Source organism: Kluyvera sichuanensis (assembly GCF_040930405.1).
In the GTDB taxonomy this organism is placed as follows: Bacteria; Pseudomonadota; Gammaproteobacteria; order Enterobacterales; family Enterobacteriaceae; genus Kluyvera; species Kluyvera sichuanensis.
In genome coordinates this window covers 4,609,442-4,624,076 of sequence record NZ_CP162271.1, presented here as the reverse complement: position 1 = coordinate 4,624,076, position 14,635 = coordinate 4,609,442, and the positions used below count along the sequence as shown (strand labels likewise).

The window sequence follows — 14,635 nt, the reverse complement described above, 5'->3', positions numbered from 1 at the left end:
GCCGGTAACTACGCCATCACGAATACTTTTTCGTCCGCCGCGTCGGCGCGGTGTTTGCCGGATCGTCTGGCCAGACGTGCTTCGGATAGCGCCCTTTCATCTCTTTTTGCACTTCCCGGTACGCCCCCTGCCAGAACGCGCTTAAATCGCGAGTGATCTGCAGCGGGCGCTGCGCCGGTGAAAGCAGTTCGAGCACCAGCGCGACTCGCCCTTCGGCGATAGTCGGCGTGCTGGCTTCGCCAAACATCTCCTGCATACGCACCGCCAAAGCCGGCGGGTTTTCATCATCATAGCGAATAGCTATCCGACTTCCTGTGGGCACAGTGTAATGAGTTGGCAGCAAACTCACCAGACGTTGTCGTAATGACCAGGGCAACCATTCCAGCAGCGCCTGATGAACATCCAGCGATTTCAAGCCGCGCAACGAGTGAACGCCGCTCATGTGCGGCAGCAGCCAGCTCTCCAGCGCCTCTAGCAGCGAGACGTCATCCACCGCAGGCCACGCATCTTCCGGCAGCCAACGCGCAGCGCACTGTAAACGCAAGCGTAGCTGTTCCGCTTCGTTCGTCCAGTTGAGCACGCTTAACCCTTTCTCGCGAATGCCGGTGAGCATCGCCCGGTGCAGTTCCTCTTCCGATGGTTTCGCCAGCGGGCGCACGCTCAGCGTCAACTGGCCAATCTGGCTTCGGCGCAGCGCTTTCAGCGTGCCCTGGTTATCATCCCACTCAATAGTGTCAGATTGTTGAAGCAGCTGCGGGCAGCGCGACACCAGCGCATCAATATCCAGCGCACAGGCCTGCAAGATTCGCGCATCCGGCGAGGCATTACCCTGTAACAGCAGCGGCGCAATCAGCCATTCGTGGCGATTCAGCGCATCGTCGGCGTCTAACATCGCCCCCATGCCGTTAGCGAGCTGATAGCGTCCTTCCTGCCCGCGTCGGCGCGCGATGCGGTCGGGGAAGCCCTGCGCCAGCAGCGCGGGAATCGCGTCGCTGTCAGGCTGCCCTGCACGGCGATTAAGCCGTTTACAAAGCTGCTGGCTACGCTGCTGCCACTGCCCCTGCGAACGGGTAAAGGCCTGCATCAAATCGCCGCTGCCGCCGCGCGGAGGCTCTTCCAGAATAGCCGCCAGCCGCGCCGCCGTGGCCACTTCAGCGTCGCTATCCGCCGCCACCAGCATCGCGGCAAGGCGCGGGTCATTCCCCAGCGCCGCCATTTTCAGCCCTTTCGCCGTTAATCGCTCATCGGCCAACGCGCCAAGCTGCGTCAGCAGGCGACGCGCCGCCGCCAGATTTACCGCGGGAGGTGTATCCAGCCAGCTGAGCTGCGACGGGTCGTTACAGCCCCACTGCAAGAGTTCGAGCAGCAGCGATGAGAGATCGCTTTGCAATATTTCCGCTTCACTCTGCGCCGCTGCACGCTCGGCCTGATCTTTTGCCAGCAGGTGCACACACACGCCGGGCTCCAGACGCCCTGCACGCCCGGCACGTTGGGTCATCGAGGCCTGGCTTATGCGCTGAGTTATCAGCCGTGTTAGCCCACTGCGTACGTCGAAACGCGCCACGCGCTCCTGGGCGCTGTCCACCACCAGGCGAATACCTTCGATGGTCAGACTGGTTTCGGCAATATTGGTTGCCAGCACGACCTTCCGCTTGCCTGATGGGGCGGGAAGAATGGCCTGACGCTGCTCGCTGAGCGGCAGCGCGCCATATAAAGGGCAGAGCAGGACGTCGTCGGCTACGCGCTCCGCCAGGTGATTCTGCACCCGCTGAATTTCGCCAACCCCCGGTAAAAAGAGCAGCAGCGAACCGCTTTCATGACGCAGCAGTTCCGCCGTCGCCATAGCCACCGCCTCATCAAAGCGCTGGTGCGCAGGCAGCGACTGATAGCGACGCTCCACCGGAAACGCACGACCTTCGGAGATAACCACCGGCGCATCCGGGAGCAGACGCTGCAGCTTGTCGTTATCAAGGGTGGCCGACATGATCAGCAGCTTGAGGTCATCGCGAAGCCCCTGCTGAACGTCCAGCAGCAACGCCAGCGCGAGGTCAGCCTGTAGACTGCGTTCGTGAAATTCATCGAGGATCACTAACCCCACACCCGACAGTTCGGGATCGTGCTGGATCATACGCGTCAGGATCCCTTCGGTCACGACCTCTAACTGGGTAGCCGGCCCCACGCAGGTTTCCGCACGCATGCGGTAGCCGACCGTTTCTCCCGGCTTCTCACCCAGCAGTTCCGCCAGGCGCTGCGCCACGTTGCGGGCCGCCAGACGGCGCGGCTCCAGCAGCAAAATACGCCCGTTGATGCTGCCTTCGCGTAAAATTTGCAGCGGCAGCCAGGTGGATTTACCCGCCCCCGTTGGCGCGTTCAGCAGCACCTGCGGCGATTGCTGTAAGGCATGAAGGAGTTCAGGAAGGATGCTTGCGACCGGCAACAGGGACACGAATGGCTCCAGAGGGTTAACATTAAACGGCGGACATTGTAGCATCGCCTCAATTCATAACCGAGTCCCCACCATGTCAGAGTCAAAAAGGCTGTTTTTCGCCGTTGAGATCCCAAAGCCCATCCAGAAGCAGCTGGTGCAGTGGCGTGCCGATAATTTTGCCGACGACGCTGGCGTACCCGTGGTCGCCGCCAATCTGCATATTACGCTGGCGTTTTTGGGGGAAGTGAGTGAGGAGAAACAGCGGGCGCTGGCCGCTATGGCCGGGCGTATTCGCCAGCCCGGTTTTACGCTGAATCTGGATGATGCCGGGCAGTGGCTGCGCTCGCGCGTGGTGTGGCTCGGCACGCGCCAGCCGCCGCGCGGGCTGCTGCAGCTCGCCAATATGCTTCGCGCTCAGGCCGCCCGCAGCGGCTGTTATCAAAGCCCGCAGCCGTTTCACCCGCACCTGACGCTGCTGCGCAACGCCGCGCAGGCGGTGCCTATCCCTGCTCCCGGCTTTCTCTGGACGTTTCCGGTGACCGGGTTCGCGCTATACGAATCACGCTTTGTCAGGGGACGCACAAAATACACGCCGTTACAGCGCTGGACGCTCAGCGAATCATAATAAGGAAAACGTATGAAGTTTACGCCACCGCTCAAGCACGCCACGCTGATTCAACGCTACAAACGCTTCCTCGCTGATGTTGTCACCCCCGAAGGTGAAACCTTCACGCTGCACTGCCCCAACACCGGCGCAATGACCGGTTGCGCAACCCCAGGTGACACCGTTTGGTATTCGACATCAGAAAATACTAAACGAAAATATCCACATACGTGGGAATTAACTCAAACCCAGCAAGGGGCATTTATCTGCGTCAATACGCTGCGGGCAAACACCCTGGCAAAAGAGGCAATTCTGGCTCAGCGTCTTCCCGAACTCACCGGCTACAACACCCTGAAAACCGAAGTGAAATACGGTGAAGAAAGCAGCAGAATTGACATCATGTTACAGGCAGATGATCGTCCCAACTGCTATATTGAAGTGAAGTCAGTCACACTTGCGGAAAATGAATTTGGTTACTTTCCGGATGCCGTGACCGTGCGCGGACAGAAGCATTTACGCGAGCTGATGGGCGTTGTCGCCAGGGGCGAACGCGCCGTTTTACTGTTTACTATCTTGCACTCAGCCATTGAATATTTCTCTCCTGCACACCATATTGATGCTAAATACGCAGAGTTACTCATTGAAGCAAAGAGAAAGGGGGTAGAGATTTTGGCTTATAAAGCGGAACTTTCTGCCGATAATATGACTCTGATATCGCCGTTACCCATTGCGTTATCACCGGGGGTATCTGCATAGAAAGTGTTCGGGCTGCGGCGCAAATACGCTTTTCTTCACAGCATTGTCAAGTGTTACGTTTAGATAATTGCCATGTGGAAAAGCATCTGTTATTTATAGCGGCCTGATTTTTCCCCCGAACACGGGGATCGATAGTGCGTGTTAAGGAGAAGCAACATGCAAGAAGGGCAAAACCGTAAAACATCGTCCCTGAGTATTCTGTCCATCGCAGGGGTGGAGCCGTACCAGGTGAAACCGGGCGAAGAGTATATGAACGAAGCCCAGCTGGCGCACTTCCGACGTATTCTTGAAGCATGGCGTAATCAACTTAGGGATGAAGTCGATCGCACCGTTACTCACATGCAGGACGAAGCAGCAAACTTCCCGGACCCGGTAGACCGTGCCGCACAGGAAGAAGAGTTCAGCCTCGAACTGCGTAACCGCGATCGTGAACGTAAGCTGATCAAAAAGATCGAGAAGACGTTGAAGAAAGTGGAAGATGAAGATTTCGGCTACTGCGAATCCTGCGGTGTGGAAATTGGTATCCGTCGTCTGGAAGCACGTCCAACGGCCGACCTGTGCATTGACTGCAAAACGCTGGCAGAAATCCGCGAAAAGCAGATGGCAGGTTGATAGAACGCTAACGCTCTCACTTCAAGGCGGGAATCTCTCCCGCCTTGTTGTTTTTTTATTGCCATAAATATGTCAACACAACCATACATTGGGCGCTTTGCCCCTTCCCCCTCCGGTGAGCTGCATTTTGGTTCGCTAATTGCCGCACTGGGAAGCTATCTACAAGCTCGTGCTCAGCAGGGCATCTGGCGCGTTCGCATCGAAGATATCGATCCCCCTCGTGAAGTTCCCGGTGCTGCAACCACCATTTTGCATCAGCTGGAACATTACGGCCTGCACTGGGACGGCGACGTTCTCTGGCAATCACAGCGTCACGATGCCTATCGTGAAGCCCTCGCGTGGCTGAAAAGCCAGAACCTATGCTACTACTGCACCTGCACCCGTGCGCGCATCCAGAGCATCGGCGGCACCTACGATGGTCACTGCCGTGACCTCAACCACGGCCCTGAGAACGCAGCCCTGCGTCTGCGTCAGACGCATCCGGTAACCGAATTCACCGACCTGTTGCGTGGCACGATCAAGGCCGACGAACGTCTCGCTCGTGAAGATTTCATTATTCATCGTCGTGATGGTTTGTTTGCCTATAATCTCGCGGTGGTGGTGGATGACCAGTTTCAGGGAGTCACCGAAATCGTTCGCGGCGCGGATTTGATTGAACCCACCGTGCGACAGATTTCCCTCTACCAGCAGTTTGGCTGGCAGGCACCAGACTATATTCATCTGCCGCTGGCATTGAATGAAGAAGGTGCTAAACTTTCGAAGCAAAATCATGCACCTGCCCTACCAACCGGCGATCCGCGTCCCGTCCTTATCGAGGCGCTGCGCTTTTTAGGCCAGGATATTCCGGCGCAATGGCAGGATTTCAGCACGGCAGAATTACTGCACAATGCTGTCGCGCTGTGGTCGCTAAATCAGGTGCCTGAAATGGTGAAGATCAATCCGCCATTCTCAAATGCGTTATGCTGAGCTATGATTAGCCGCTATTTTTTTGTCCCAAAGTCAGATATTACCGAGGTGCACCATTTTTACCCGAGTCGCTAATTTTTGCCGCAAGGTGCTGAGCCGTGAGGAGAGCGAGGCTGAAAACGCCGTCGCTAAACCTGCTATGACCGTTATTCCGCGCGAGCAGCACGCTATTTCACGCAAAGATATCAGCGAGAATGCCCTCAAGGTTCTTTATCGTCTGAACAAAGCAGGCTACGAGGCTTACCTCGTTGGCGGCGGCGTTCGCGACCTGCTGCTAGGCAAAAAACCAAAAGATTTCGACGTGACCACCAGCGCCACGCCTGACCAGGTTCGCAAGTTGTTCCGCAACTGCCGTCTGGTGGGCCGCCGCTTCCGTCTGGCGCACGTCATGTTCGGCCCTGAAATTATCGAAGTCGCCACCTTCCGTGGTCACCACGAAGACGGCCAGTCCGATCGCACCACCTCACAGCGTGGGCAAAACGGTATGCTGCTGCGCGATAACATCTTCGGCTCCATCGAAGAAGATGCCCAGCGCCGCGACTTCACCATCAATAGCCTCTATTACAGCGTGGCGGACTTCACCGTTCGTGACTACGTTGGCGGTATGCAGGATCTGATCGACGGCGTGATCCGCCTGATTGGCGACCCGGAAACCCGCTACCGTGAAGACCCGGTGCGTATGCTGCGCGCCGTGCGCTTTGCTGCGAAGCTGGATATGCGTATCAGCCCGGAAACCGCTGAACCAATTCCACGTCTGGCAACCTTGATGAACGACGTGCCGCCAGCGCGCCTGTTTGAAGAAGCCCTTAAGCTGCTGCAGGCAGGCTATGGTTTAGAAACCTACAAGCTGCTGCGCGAATACAATCTGTTCCAGCCGCTGTTCCCGACCATCACCCGTTACTTCACTGAAGACGGTGATAGCCCGATGGAACGCATCATCTCTCAGGTGCTGAAAAACACCGACACCCGCATTCATAACGATATGCGCGTTAATCCGGCGTTCCTGTTCGCCGCGATGTTCTGGTATCCGCTGCTGGAGATGGCGCAGAAAATCGCTCAGGAGAGCGGGCTGGCCTATTACGATGCCTTCGCACTGGCGATGAACGAAGTGCTGGATGAAGCCTGCCGTTCGCTGGCGATTCCAAAACGTATTACCACGCTGGTGCGTGATATCTGGCAGCTGCAGCTACGGATGTCCCGTCGTCAGGGTAAACGCGCCTGGAAGCTGATGGAGCATCCAAAATTCCGCGCCGCTTACGACCTGCTGGCCCTGCGTGCCGAAGCTGAGCACAACGGCGAGCTGCAGCGTCTGACCCAATGGTGGGGCGAGTTCCAGGTGGTTGCACCACCGGCACAGAAAGATATGCTCAACGAGCTGGGCGATGAACCAGACACCCGTCGTCGCCATCGCCGTCCGCGCAAACGCGCGCCGCGCCGTGAGGGCAGTGCGTGACCGTTGCCTATATCGCCATCGGCAGCAACCTCGCCTCTCCGCTGGAACAGGTGAACGCTGCCGTTGAGGCGCTCAATGCGATCCCGGAAAGCCGGGTCGCTGCCGTCTCTGCGTTCTACCGCACCCCGCCGCTCGGCCCACAGGATCAACCCGATTACCTGAACGCCGCCGTGGCGCTGGAAACCACGCTCGCCGCCGATGTGCTGCTCAGCCATACCCAGCGTATCGAACTGCAGCAGGGGCGTCAGCGCAAAGCCGAACGCTGGGGGCCGCGTACCCTCGATTTAGACATCATGCTGTTTGGTCAGGATATTATTCATACCGATAATCTGACCGTCCCGCACTATGACATGTACAACCGCGGCTTTATGCTGTGGCCACTGTTCGAAATTGCCCCAACGCTTATCTTCCCGGATGGTGTCAGCCTGCGTCAGCGCCTTGATGCACTGGCGGAAAACTGCCCTGCGCGCTGGTAGCGCCCCTACCTTTTTTAGCGATCCCTGCGCTACCTGGTATCGTTTGCCTAAAGTCATTGCCCCCCTGATTTCGGCTGTTAGAATGCCGGGTAATACGATCTTACCATCAGGGATTATTATGAAACCGACCACCATCGCTTTATTGCAGAAATGCAAACAAGAGAAAAAACGCTTCGCGACCATCACGGCATACGACTACAGCTTTGCCAAACTGTTCGCAGACGAAGGCATCAACGTGATGCTGGTTGGCGACTCTCTTGGCATGACCGTGCAGGGCCACGATTCCACGCTGCCGGTGACCGTTGAAGACATCGCCTACCACACTCACGCCGTTCGTCGCGGCGCGCCACACTGCCTGCTGCTGTCCGATCTGCCGTTTATGGCCTACGCCACGCCGGAACAGGCGTTTGAAAACGCGGCAGCGGTCATGCGTGCTGGCGCCAATATGGTCAAGATTGAAGGCGGCGCCTGGCTGGTTGATACCGTGAAAATGCTGACCGACCGCGCCGTACCGGTATGCGGTCACCTGGGGCTGACGCCACAGTCGGTCAACATCTTCGGCGGCTATAAAGTACAGGGCCGCGGCGACGCCGGTCAGGTTCTGCTCGACGATGCGCTGGCGCTGGAAGCCGCAGGCGCGCAGCTGCTGGTGCTGGAGTGCGTACCGGTTGAGCTGGCAAAACGCGTCACCGAAGCACTGTCGATTCCGGTTATCGGCATCGGTGCTGGCAACGTCACCGACGGGCAGATCCTCGTGATGCACGATGCGTTCGGCATCACCGGCGGCCATATTCCTAAATTTGCCAAAAACTTCCTCGCCGAAGCGGGCGACATGCGCGCCGCGGTACGGCAGTATATGGCGGAAGTCGAGTCCGGGGCGTATCCGGGCGAAGAACATAGTTTCCATTAAGGAGTCATGTTGTGCTGATTATTGAAACCCTGCCGCTGCTGCGCCAGCATATCCGTCGTCTGCGTCAGGAAGGTAAGCGCGTTGCGCTGGTTCCCACCATGGGCAACCTGCACGACGGCCATATGACGCTGGTTGAAGAAGCCAAAACCCGTGCGGACGTAGTGGTGGTCAGCATCTTCGTTAACCCGATGCAGTTCGACCGTGTCGAAGACCTGGCGCGCTACCCGCGTACGCTGCAGGAAGACTGCGAGAAGCTGAACAAACGTAAAGTCGATTTCGTTTTTGCGCCGTCGGAAGCGGAAATCTATCCGCAGGGTACCGAAAGCCAGACCTTCGTCGACGTACCGGGCCTTTCGACTATGCTGGAAGGCGCGAGCCGTCCGGGCCACTTCCGCGGCGTCTCGACCATCGTCAGCAAGCTGTTCAACCTGATCCAGCCGGATATCGCCTGTTTCGGTGAGAAAGACTTCCAGCAGCTAGCGCTGATCCGCAAGATGGTGGCCGACCTTGGCTACGACATTGAGATCGTCGGCGTGCCGATTATCCGCGCCAAAGACGGTCTGGCACTCAGCTCCCGCAACGGTTACCTCACCGCAGAGCAGCGCAAAATCGCGCCGGGTCTGTACAAAGTGATGAGCCGCGTGGCGGAAAAACTGAAGGCCGGTGAGCGTGATCAGGGAGAGATGATTGCTATCGCCGAGCAGGAGCTGAACGAGAAAGGCTTCCGCGCCGATGATATCCAGATTCGCGACGCAGATACCCTGCTCGACCTGACCGACAGCAGCAAACGCGCGGTGATCCTGATGGCCGCCTGGCTGGGCCAGGCGCGTCTGATTGATAACCAGAGCGTAGAGCTGTAGTTTTCGCGCCTTTCCCGGCGGCGCTTCTGCAAGACAATATCGTTTGCAGCAGGTAATGCGTGACGATGCGCAATTAATCGTAAGCAAGGTTAATCGCATATGGACACCTGGTATAAATCGGGCAATACTGCCTGCGAAATTTCTCAAAGCAGTCGCGAACTGCTTTGTTTCCGTTAAGAATTAAAGGTAGACGCTATGATTCGCACAATGCTGCAGGGCAAACTCCACCGCGTGAAAGTCACGCATGCCGACCTGCACTATGAAGGCTCCTGCGCGATTGACCAGGACTTCCTCGACGCCGCCGGTATTCTGGAAAACGAAGCCATTGATATCTGGAACGTGAACAACGGCAAGCGTTTCTCCACCTACGCCATCGCGGCTGAACGCGGTTCTAAAATCATCTCCGTCAACGGCGCTGCGGCGCACAACGCTGACGTAGGCGATATCGTGATCATCGCGAGCTTTGTCACCATGAGTGATGAAGAAGCCCGTACCTGGCGCCCGAACGTGGCTTACTTCGAAGGCGACAACGAGATGAAACGCACCGCGAAAGCGATCCCGGTTCAGGTTGCGTAATACCGAGCGCTCCGTCACGGCGGAGCGCTTGTTTACCCTTGCGGTTGGTTGCTGATTAACCGCGACATCGTCTCCAGCGAATCCGTCCGCAGAATATACAGACGCTTCAACAGCATCGGATTATCTCCCGGCTTCACCTTCCCCTTCACCGTCGTCACTGCTAAATGAAAACCGGCATCGCCCGCTGCCTGTATCGCCGTCGCGTTATAGCCACCAAACGGGTAGGACAGGTACAGCACGTGTGGATTGAACTGCGAGAGCGCCCGTCGCGAGTGCGCAAAATCAAACAGGATATTGTGATAGCTACGGCTCAGCAGAATTGGCCGACGCTGCGCATCCACCCGGTGCAGGAAGTGGGTGTGTGACTGGAAATCAAAGACGTCTTTAATCTCTTCCAGCTCGGAAATACTCATAAACTGCAGCGACTTCGGCGCCCACTTCTGCGGGTGGCGCTTAATACGCGAGGTGATAATAAACGCCGTAGCTTTAAAGCCGTATTGCTTGAGTATCGGGTAGGCGTAGCGGCTGACCGACTTTAGCCCATCATCGAAGGTAATCACCACCGCGCGGGCAGGTAAATTGGTACGGTTATGGACGTAATCCTCAAGCTGATACATGGTCAGCGTGGTATAGCCCATATCGCGCAGCCAGGTCATCTGGTTGCTAAAGGCGCGCACCGAAGTCGTGGTAGAGGTGTGGCGAAAACGGGTGTTCTCTTCATCGCGCAGAATATGGTGATAGGTGATGACCGGAATGCCGTTATCCACCTGGGCATCCAGCGCGCTGATATAGGCCAGGCGTTCACCGATGCGAATCTGATACCAGGTCTGATTGAGGCGGTCTTTCAGCTTGTTGATAACCGGATAGCGCAGGTTCTCCGCCAGCGTACCGAACGGCGCGCTGCCGATATCCGGGGCGTTGTAGACAGGCGTATCTTTCCAGGTGACCAGGTTCTGATTGCTCAGCGGCTTGTTTAAATCGCCCAGACCATCCTCAACGCGCTGCTTCCCCTGTACCGGCTCAAGGTGCCCCTTATCGATAAAGCCTTTACCGAAACCGAAGCTAAAGGTGTAGTAATCTTCCACGTCCGGCTCAATGGCGATAATTTGCCCGGCGCGAAGGTTGCCAACGGTCATGGTTTTATTGCCGATACGCGCCCAGATGGCGGCGTCTTCCGTCGTCTGCATATAGCGGGTGGGCAACGCAGCAGCGACGCTACCGGCGAGGAAAAACAGCAGGAAAACAACCGAACGTATAGCCATGAGCAGTAACCGAAGCGGGAAACGACTCTACTATTGTAACAAAAGCGCCATCAATACCAATGTTTAAGACTCATACAGATCGTGTAGCAGAACAAACGGCGGATTTTTCTGCTGCTGATGCCACAGGCTGGTCACTCCGGGCGAACCCAGCGTCACAATGCGATCGCGAAAGTCACTGCTGCTGAGGGAGTCCCGCAGAGGAATCATTTGCTCGATTAATGAATAGTGGATACCCGCGATCACTTCGCAACCGCTGTGCTTATGGCTCATCAGCGCCGCCACGCGATAGGGAGCCGCGCCCGCGCTATCGGTGAGAAAGATAACCCCGTCGCCGGAATCAGTCTGATGCAGCGCGTCGCACATCATGCGGCTGAGCATATTTGAACTCTGGCCTCGCCAGTAATTGACTGCCCGGCACTGTGGCAGCGGCCCATATTTTTTTTCCAGACGATCCAGCAATTCCTGTGCTTTGTCGTCATGGCAGGAAATGACCCAACCTAACATCGCTTACCTCCTTAGCAGGCAAGCAGTTTAGCTGAGCAATCAATAAATAGGGGTGATGACTGTCAAAGAACGGTTCCCGGCAGGTTTTACCTACCGGAAAATACAGCACGATTAGCTGCGCAGGCCGCGGCCGCGCTGGATGAGATACCAGCACAGCAGGTAAAACGCCGCGATGAACACCACCAGCACGCCAAACGTGGTGACCAGCGGGACATCGTTAATGCCGAGGAAGCCGTAGCGGAAGCCGCTAATCATGTAGACGATCGGGTTCAGGTGCGACAGCCCCTGCCAGAACGGCGGCAGCAGCGTTAGCGAATAGAACACCCCGCCGAGGTAGGTCAGCGGCGTCAGCACGAAGGTAGGGATCAGGCTGATGTCATCGAAGGTCTTGGCGAAGACCGCGTTAAGCAGGCCGGCAAGCGAGAACAGCACCGCGGTGAGGATCAGCGTCAACGCCACGAATACCCACGAGTGAACCTGGAACGGCACGAAGAACAGCGAAATCGCGGTGACCAGAACCCCCACGCACAGGCCGCGCGCCACGCCACCGCCGACAAACCCTGCGATGATAACGTGCGTTGGCACCGGTGCCACCAGCAGCTCTTCAATATTGCGCTGGAACTTGGCGCTAAAGAACGACGAGGCCACGTTGGCATAAGCGTTGGTGATCACCGCCATCATGATCAGGCCCGGCACGATAAACTGCATATAGGTAAAGCCGTGCATTTCACCGATACGGGAGCCGATCAGGTTGCCGAAAATAATAAAGTACAGCGTCATGGTGATGACGGGTGGCACCAGCGTCTGGATCCAGATACGCATAAAGCGGTGGATCTCTTTCGCCCAGATGCTTTTCAGCGCAACCCAGTAAAGCTGCATCATGCGCGATCTCCTTGTTTTTCATGAACCAGCGATACAAACAGCTCTTCGAGGCGGTTCGCTTTATTACGCATACTCAGTACCTGAATACCCTGCGCACTCAACTGCGCAAAGACGCTGTTAATCCCCTGCTCGCGCAGCACTTCGACTTCCAGCGTCGAGGTATCCACCAGCGTGTGCTTGTAACCTTCGAGCTTCGGCAGCGGACTTTTTGGCGCCAGGTCGAGAATAAAGGTTTCAGACTTCAGCTTGGAGAGCAGCTCTTTCATCGAGGTGTTCTCTACCAGTTCACCGCGCTGGATGATGCCGATATTGCGGCACAGCATTTCTGCTTCTTCCAGGTAGTGAGTGGTCAGAATGATGGTGGTGCCTTTATCGTTGAGATCTTTGAGGAAGCCCCACATAGAGCGACGCAGTTCAATATCTACGCCCGCAGTCGGTTCATCAAGGATCAGCAGCTTCGGCTCGTGCATCAGCGCGCGGGCAATCATCAGACGACGCTTCATCCCGCCGGAGAGCATCCGCGCACGTTCGTTGCGTTTTTCCCACAAATCGAGCTGCTTCAGGTATTTTTCGCTGCGGATGACCGCTTCTTTATGTTCAACGCCGTAGTAGCCTGCCTGGTTCACCACGATTTGCTGCACGGTTTCAAACGGGTTGAAGTTGAACTCCTGCGGCACCAGCCCGAGCTGACGTTTGGCGTTGACCACATCTTTTTGCAGGTCATAACCAAATACGCTCACGCGCCCGGAGGTTTTATTCACCAGCGAACTGATAATCCCGATGGTCGTCGATTTACCCGCCCCGTTCGGCCCCAGAAGCGCGTAGAAATCACCGGCTTCGACTTGCAGATCGATCCCACGCAGCGCCTGTACGCCGCCAGGATAGGTCTTTGTCAGTTGCTCTAATTCCAGTGCAATGGTCATAGATTTTCGCTTACCTTACATTCTGATACTTGATATTTAGTTTTAATAAATCAGGAGTTGCCCTATATTAGCCCAACGCACTTCACTTGGTTACAAGCCTCCATGAAAGACATTGATACACTCATCAGCAATAACGCACTATGGTCAAAAATGCTGAGAGAAGAGGATCCCGGCTTTTTTGCGACACTGTCGCAAGCGCAAAAACCCCGTTTTTTATGGATTGGCTGTTCTGACAGCCGCGTCCCCGCCGAACGTCTGACCGGGCTTGAGCCTGGCGAACTGTTCGTTCACCGTAACGTCGCAAACCTGGTTATCCACACCGATCTCAACTGCCTTTCCGTGGTGCAGTATGCCGTTGATGTGCTGGAAGTTGAACACATTATTATCTGTGGCCACTACGGCTGCGGTGGTGTACAGGCGGCGGTTGAAAACCCGGAACTGGGGTTAATCGACAACTGGCTGCTGCACATTCGCGATATCTGGTTCAAACATAGTTCATTGCTGGGCGAGATGCCGCCGGAACGCCGCATGGATACGCTATGCGAGCTGAACGTGATGGAGCAGGTTTATAACCTGGGCCACTCGACGATTATGCAATCAGCATGGAAACGTGGGCAGAAGGTGATGATTCACGGTTGGGCGTACGGTATTCACGACGGCCTACTGCGCGATCTTGATGTGACCGCTGTCAGCCGCGAAACCCTCGAGCAGCGTTACCGCCACGGAATTTCCAACCTCAAGTTAAAGCACATCAATCATAAGTAAGGGAAATCATCCCTTGTCGCCCGGCCGAACGCAGTGACGCCGGGCATGTCCCGGAGTCGGAATTCCGCCTCGTCCGGGCTACCTGCAAACTTACTCGTCTAACAGCACCACTTTGCCAACGTATGGCAGATGGCGATAACGCTGAGCGTAATCAATACCATAACCCACCACGAATTCGTCCGGGATGGAGAAGCCGACAAACTCAACCGGCACTTCAACTTCGCGACGGGTTGGTTTATCCAGCAGCGTACAAATTGCCAGCGACTTCGGCTCACGCAGGCTCAGAATCTCACGCACTTTCGACAGGGTGTTGCCGGAGTCGATGATGTCTTCAACGATCAGCACGTCTTTACCGCGGATATCTTCATCGAGATCTTTGAGGATTTTCACGTCGCGGGTGGTGGACATACCGCTGCCATAGCTGGAAGCCGTCATAAAATCGACTTCGTGCGGAACCTGTACTTCACGGCACAGGTCGGCCATGAACATGAACGAGCCGCGCAGCAGACCGACTAACACCATTTCGCTACCGCTGTCTTTATAACGCTCGTTAATCAGACGACCCAGTTCAGCGATACGCGCCTTGATCTCCGCTTCCGGGATCATCACTTCAACAGTATGTTTCATTTAACTAACCACATGATTTTAAATGTAAATC

The 14,635-nt window shown here is 56.3% G+C and carries 16 protein-coding genes; 10 read left to right on the top strand and 6 right to left on the bottom strand.

Translation table 11 applies throughout. From position 1 onward, the window contains the following. Nucleotides 1–16: 16 nt before the first annotated feature. A complete protein-coding gene (hrpB, locus tag AB2B48_RS22015) occupies nt 17–2,446 on the bottom strand; it encodes an ATP-dependent helicase HrpB (protein ID WP_368300220.1) in 2,430 nt (809 codons plus the stop codon). A gap of 73 nt (nt 2,447–2,519) precedes the next feature. On the opposite strand from hrpB, the gene thpR reads away from it, so the two are divergent. The 9 genes from thpR to panD all read left to right on the top strand — a co-directional run bounded on the left by thpR (nt 2,520) and on the right by panD (nt 9,641). Continuing rightward, entirely contained in the window at nt 2,520–3,053 is a 534-nt protein-coding gene (thpR, locus tag AB2B48_RS22010) for an RNA 2',3'-cyclic phosphodiesterase (protein WP_368300218.1), read from the top strand. A 12-nt stretch (nt 3,054–3,065) separates the two neighbouring features. Beyond that, complete coding sequence (gene sfsA / locus AB2B48_RS22005; protein WP_185669243.1) at nt 3,066–3,788, top strand: DNA/RNA nuclease SfsA; 723 nt, start codon at nt 3,066–3,068, stop codon at nt 3,786–3,788. A 156-nt stretch (nt 3,789–3,944) separates the two neighbouring features. After that, a complete protein-coding gene (gene dksA, locus AB2B48_RS22000; protein ID WP_035891939.1) occupies nt 3,945–4,400 on the top strand; it encodes an RNA polymerase-binding protein DksA in 456 nt (151 codons plus the stop codon). 69 nt (nt 4,401–4,469) lie between these two features. After that, the gene (gluQRS, locus tag AB2B48_RS21995) at nt 4,470–5,366 is read left to right on the top strand and encodes a tRNA glutamyl-Q(34) synthetase GluQRS (protein WP_368300217.1); all 897 of its coding nucleotides are present in this window, start codon (nt 4,470–4,472) and stop codon (nt 5,364–5,366) included. Between the two features lie 55 nt (nt 5,367–5,421). Continuing rightward, complete coding sequence (gene pcnB, locus AB2B48_RS21990) at nt 5,422–6,819, top strand: polynucleotide adenylyltransferase PcnB (protein WP_220440858.1); 1,398 nt, start codon at nt 5,422–5,424, stop codon at nt 6,817–6,819. Then, nucleotides 6,816–7,295 (top strand): 2-amino-4-hydroxy-6-hydroxymethyldihydropteridine diphosphokinase, encoded by a 480-nt coding sequence (gene folK, locus AB2B48_RS21985; protein WP_220440843.1) that lies wholly within the window; start codon nt 6,816–6,818, stop codon nt 7,293–7,295. The genes pcnB and folK overlap by 4 nt, the downstream gene beginning before the upstream one ends. 118 nt (nt 7,296–7,413) lie before the next feature. Further along, nucleotides 7,414–8,205 carry a 3-methyl-2-oxobutanoate hydroxymethyltransferase gene (gene panB, locus AB2B48_RS21980; RefSeq protein ID WP_368300216.1) on the top strand — a complete coding sequence of 264 codons (792 nt, stop codon included), beginning with the start codon at nt 7,414–7,416 and terminating at the stop codon, nt 8,203–8,205. Between the two features lie 11 nt (nt 8,206–8,216). Continuing rightward, the gene (gene panC, locus AB2B48_RS21975; protein WP_185669247.1) at nt 8,217–9,065 is read left to right on the top strand and encodes a pantoate--beta-alanine ligase; all 849 of its coding nucleotides are present in this window, start codon (nt 8,217–8,219) and stop codon (nt 9,063–9,065) included. 195 nt (nt 9,066–9,260) lie between these two features. Further along, nucleotides 9,261–9,641: an aspartate 1-decarboxylase gene (gene panD / locus AB2B48_RS21970; protein WP_035891933.1), complete on the top strand. Its 381-nt coding sequence runs from the start codon at nt 9,261–9,263 to the stop codon at nt 9,639–9,641. A gap of 32 nt (nt 9,642–9,673) precedes the next feature. Here panD and AB2B48_RS21965 read toward each other — a convergent pair whose 3' ends face one another. The 4 genes from AB2B48_RS21965 to AB2B48_RS21950 form a co-directional block, all read right to left on the bottom strand. Further along, on the bottom strand, nt 9,674–10,903 hold the full coding sequence (locus tag AB2B48_RS21965; RefSeq protein ID WP_368300215.1) for a polysaccharide deacetylase family protein: 1,230 nt from the start codon (nt 10,901–10,903) through the stop codon (nt 9,674–9,676). Nucleotides 10,904–10,966: 63 nt separating this feature from the next. Further along, on the bottom strand, nt 10,967–11,407 hold the full coding sequence (locus AB2B48_RS21960) for a PTS sugar transporter subunit IIA (protein ID WP_185669249.1): 441 nt from the start codon (nt 11,405–11,407) through the stop codon (nt 10,967–10,969). 111 nt (nt 11,408–11,518) lie between these two features. Beyond that, nucleotides 11,519–12,289, bottom strand: a complete 771-nt coding sequence (locus AB2B48_RS21955) for an ABC transporter permease (protein WP_333495954.1) — start codon at nt 12,287–12,289, stop codon at nt 11,519–11,521. Then, entirely contained in the window at nt 12,286–13,212 is a 927-nt protein-coding gene (locus AB2B48_RS21950) for an ABC transporter ATP-binding protein (RefSeq protein WP_368300214.1), read from the bottom strand. Before AB2B48_RS21950 ends, AB2B48_RS21955 begins: the two co-directional genes overlap by 4 nt. Before the next feature lie 102 nt (nt 13,213–13,314). On the opposite strand from AB2B48_RS21950, the gene can reads away from it, so the two are divergent. Next, nucleotides 13,315–13,977: a carbonate dehydratase gene (can, locus tag AB2B48_RS21945; RefSeq protein WP_106925477.1), complete on the top strand. Its 663-nt coding sequence runs from the start codon at nt 13,315–13,317 to the stop codon at nt 13,975–13,977. Nucleotides 13,978–14,067: 90 nt separating this feature from the next. On the opposite strand, the gene hpt is transcribed toward can, so the two are convergent. Continuing rightward, nucleotides 14,068–14,604, bottom strand: coding sequence for a hypoxanthine phosphoribosyltransferase (gene hpt, locus AB2B48_RS21940; protein WP_035891924.1), 537 nt, complete (start codon nt 14,602–14,604; stop codon nt 14,068–14,070). Nucleotides 14,605–14,635: the final 31 nt, after the last annotated feature.

Bases quoted from the DNA above. Each gene is read 5' to 3' on its own strand.
- can (WP_106925477.1), top strand. From the start codon at position 13,315: ATGAAAGACATTGATACACTCATCAGCAATAACGCACTATGGTCAAAA.
- AB2B48_RS21965 (WP_368300215.1), bottom strand. From the start codon at position 10,903: ATGGCTATACGTTCGGTTGTTTTCCTGCTGTTTTTCCTCGCCGGTAGC.
- gluQRS (WP_368300217.1), top strand. From the start codon at position 4,470: ATGTCAACACAACCATACATTGGGCGCTTTGCCCCTTCCCCCTCCGGT.
- sfsA (WP_185669243.1), top strand. From the start codon at position 3,066: ATGAAGTTTACGCCACCGCTCAAGCACGCCACGCTGATTCAACGCTAC.
- panB (WP_368300216.1), top strand. From the start codon at position 7,414: ATGAAACCGACCACCATCGCTTTATTGCAGAAATGCAAACAAGAGAAA.
- panD (WP_035891933.1), top strand. From the start codon at position 9,261: ATGATTCGCACAATGCTGCAGGGCAAACTCCACCGCGTGAAAGTCACG.
- dksA (WP_035891939.1), top strand. From the start codon at position 3,945: ATGCAAGAAGGGCAAAACCGTAAAACATCGTCCCTGAGTATTCTGTCC.
- hpt (WP_035891924.1), bottom strand. From the start codon at position 14,604: ATGAAACATACTGTTGAAGTGATGATCCCGGAAGCGGAGATCAAGGCG.
- AB2B48_RS21960 (WP_185669249.1), bottom strand. From the start codon at position 11,407: ATGTTAGGTTGGGTCATTTCCTGCCATGACGACAAAGCACAGGAATTG.
- AB2B48_RS21950 (WP_368300214.1), bottom strand. From the start codon at position 13,212: ATGACCATTGCACTGGAATTAGAGCAACTGACAAAGACCTATCCTGGC.
- thpR (WP_368300218.1), top strand. From the start codon at position 2,520: ATGTCAGAGTCAAAAAGGCTGTTTTTCGCCGTTGAGATCCCAAAGCCC.
- AB2B48_RS21955 (WP_333495954.1), bottom strand. From the start codon at position 12,289: ATGATGCAGCTTTACTGGGTTGCGCTGAAAAGCATCTGGGCGAAAGAG.